This window comes from Protofrankia sp. Cr1, from assembly GCF_963555865.1.
Taxonomy (GTDB): domain Bacteria; phylum Actinomycetota; class Actinomycetes; order Frankiales; family Frankiaceae; genus Protofrankia.
The window spans coordinates 1-3,235 of the sequence record NZ_CAUVXO010000577.1 but is presented as its reverse complement, the minus strand read 5'-3'; the positions used below and the strand labels follow the sequence as shown (position 1 = coordinate 3,235).

Below are 3,235 nucleotides of genomic sequence, written 5' to 3'. Positions count from 1 at the left end.
GGGGAACGTTCACCGGTCGTCATGGCCGCAGTGAGGCGCTCCTGCCACATGAGGGGTCTGATCTGGGTCTGAAGCCGCGGTCGGGCGGGCTATCGTCAGCGGTCGTGGACGAGCTGCCGATGTTCGTGGGGTCTTCCGACATCGCCGCCGCCCTCGGGGTGACCCGCCAGGCTGTCGACCACCGGATGCGGACCGATCCCCGTGCGCCGGCTCCTGTCGCGGTGGTCAACCGGACGGCGACCTGGGGCGGGACCCGGGTCTGGCGGCGCACCGACATCGACCGTTGGCTCGGTGGCGTCGACCCCGACCGTTGGACGACTCAGCCCGGGTCGACCCGATGAACGGCTGAGAACCATCCGACCGTGGGCCGCGATGACATGTCATCGCGCGGCTGCCGGACAGCGAAACCGGGGTGCATAAAACGGCACCGTGTGGCACGAAATCCGGAAGGGACATATGACGGTGTCGCGCACAGCGCGACACCGTCCAGGAAGTGATGTTTCGACTGGGAAGAGCGCGAAGACCCCCAAGGGCAGCTACGGGGGTCGCAGACCGTCCTGGCAAGCGAGACGTCGAGTGCGGGACGCGTCCTGGAGGGGAAGCGCTTCATGTCCCCCACGCCGTCCATCGAACGACGGCAGATGAACCTTGATCCATCGGGGTCGGCGGCTTTGGTCAACCAAGGTCTTTGGACAAGACGTGAACTCGATCATCAGCCTGGAGGTAAACCGCCTTACTGGCAGACGGAAACAGCAGGTCAGAGGGCAGATCAACTTCTTGAGATGAAGATTACTCAGATCTACGAGGGCACGAACCAGATCCAGCGCGTGGTCATGGCCCGTCAGCTCCTCCGCGGCTGACCGGAGTTTGTGATCAATGTTGGGTGATCTTTCGAGGTTTGTGCGGCGTGGACCGGCCTGTTGATCGTACAAACCTCGAAAGATCACCTTCGTGGACCTGGCCGGCGGTGGATGTGGCCGGCGGCGAACCTGGCCGGCTATGAACGTGGCCGCGAGCCCGGTGGCCGCGAGCGACGCGGGGAGCGCGCGCGAGCCGAGCGCAGGGGGCCGCGACGCTGCAGCGGCTCGATGACCAGCGTGCGCAGCTCGTCCAGCCCGGTGGTGTCAGGATGGCCCGAGTGCAACACTGCGGTGAACAGGTCCCGTGTCTCGCCGGTGGCTACCTTTGCGAACGATTCGCGCACCGCGTCCGGGCCGGCGATTTCCAGGAGCTGGAGCAACTGCTCGGTGACGATCAGTAGACCTTCTGGTTCGGTGAGGTCATCCGGGCTCAGCTCTTCGTCGGAGACGAGGTGGTGCACGGCGATCGGTCCCAGCACGGTGTCGGAACGCAGCCGCCGCAGCAGCGCCCTCCGGTCGGGCTGGGCGGCGGCCAGTACGTCGAGCATCGCGGCGGCCCGGTTGCGGAAGGGGCAGCGGCGTACCGCGTCGAGCAGCTGGTCCAGACCGGTGTCCGCGCCACCGTGGGCGGCCAGCCAGCGGGAGATCTCCTCCTGGCCTGTTTCCGGCGTGTGGTACTGAGCAATCATGCCGAGCAGCTGCGCGGGCGCGGCATCGGACAGCTCGCCGACCAGCGGCATATGGCGTCCTTCGGCGAGCAGTCGAATGCGGACCGCATAGGTGCCCAGCGGGGTGAGCACCACGGTCTCGACAGGCCCAGCGTCGGCGGCGAGCGCGACGCTGAGTCGTTCCCGGGCGTCGGGGGGCAGGACGGTGATGTTCCCGGTCGGGTTGTCCTCGGCGTACACGTCATCCTCGGGGTCGAAGTCGCCCCCGAGTTTGCCCCCGAAGTCGCCCTCGTCGCCGCCGTTGACGTCGTCGCCGAGGTCGGAGCGGAACATCGGATCGACGGGCCCGGTGCTCAACTCCACCCCACCGGCGGCGGCCAGCACGCGCAGTATCCGCCGCAGGTCACCCCCGACGACGGTGCGCCAGATCTCCTGCTGTGACTCGTCTGCGTCGTCGATGGCGAACGCGGCCTGGCAGGACGTCCACATGCTTTCGCCCAGGCGCACGACGGGAACGGGCGCCGGCATGCCGTAGATGGTGTTGAGGAGGTCCGGCGCGATCTCCTCGAAGAGATCATGGAGCATTCCTGGGCGGTGACCGTACAGCCTCGGGCGTACGACCGCGTCGGCAAGCTCGGCGAAGGTGTTGATGGCCATGGTCCACAGGGCCAGGCCGTCGAGCAGCAGGGGCTGGGACTTCGCGATCTGCACCAGCCGGCTTTTCACCACCCGGATCAGCCGGAGCTTCTTGGCCCATTCGACGATAAGGGTGAGCCCGGGCAGGTCCGCGCTGCTCTTGGTACGCCACACCCGCCCGCCCACGATGGGGTCGATCGTGTCGCCGGTGTCGACCAGCGTGACCAGCTCACGGGCGTCAGCGAGTTTGAGTTGGCCGGTCGTGGTCAACGGGCGACCAGCATGGCCAACCCAGTCGGTGAGCGCCCGCAACTGCCGGACGAGACGGTTCTCCTCCGCCATCGCGGCAAGCTCGTTGGTTGGCGGGATCGATACCGGCAGTTGTATACAGGCGCGTTGCGGTAGCTCGCCGGCGCCGCCAAGCTGGCGGGCGATGACGTGCCGGAGCGCCTCCTGGTCATGCTCGACCCGGCCGGCCCGGGCGTCTGAGGTGAAGCGCGTCATGGCGACAGCGTCGGTGGGGTCGACGCCGGATGCGATCGCTCGCATGACCCAGAATTTCGCGATGCTGAAGTTCTGTTCGTCCGACATCGCGTGGCGAAACTCGGCGTCGATGGCGGTGAGCGCGGCCTCGATCTCAGGCAGTGGGTCGCAGGCAGGGTCGTCCAGGTCGGTGGTGCGTAGATAGCGCAGCAGGGTGAGCAGCGTGCCCGCAGCGTCCACGGCGTCGTCCGCAGTGACCGACAGCCTGCGCGGTACCCAGCCCAGCAGGAATTCCCGAGCGAGGTCGACGGTCCAGTACGCCAACCGTCCGTCGACACTGTGGTGGCGGAACTCCAGGGCTGCGGTCAGGATGAACGGATCGGCGGCCACCTGCTGGTGATTCGCCCACGCCGTGCATCGACGAATCAACAGCTCCTTCGCGGCGTCGAACTCGTCCTGCTGCTCTGGTTCGAAGTGTGTACGCATCTCCGCTGGCGCCTTCCCTGCCGATCGCTTCTCGGCCAGGTTAGCGGTCAGGACGAAAGGGGGCGCGACGGGGCAGTTACCGTACCCTTCGCCCTCAGTGCG

Annotated in this window: 3 protein-coding genes; 2 read left to right on the top strand and 1 reads right to left on the bottom strand. The window is 67.1% G+C overall.

The genetic code is table 11. The features are described 5' to 3' along the window. Together U9980_RS26085 and U9980_RS28805 are read left to right on the top strand one after the other, a co-directional pair. On the top strand, positions 1-341 hold a 341-nt coding region (locus tag U9980_RS26085; protein ID WP_416210401.1), incomplete at its 5' end, for a helix-turn-helix transcriptional regulator. Positions 342-641: 300 nt separating this feature from the next. After that, positions 642-860: a hypothetical protein gene (locus U9980_RS28805; RefSeq protein WP_416210402.1), complete on the top strand. Its 219-nt coding sequence runs from the start codon at positions 642-644 to the stop codon at positions 858-860. Positions 861-997: 137 nt separating this feature from the next. On the opposite strand, the gene U9980_RS26075 is transcribed toward U9980_RS28805, so the two are convergent. Further along, positions 998-3,133 carry a hypothetical protein gene (locus U9980_RS26075; RefSeq protein ID WP_322770352.1) on the bottom strand — a complete coding sequence of 712 codons (2,136 nt, stop codon included), beginning with the start codon at positions 3,131-3,133 and terminating at the stop codon, positions 998-1,000. Positions 3,134-3,235: the final 102 nt, after the last annotated feature.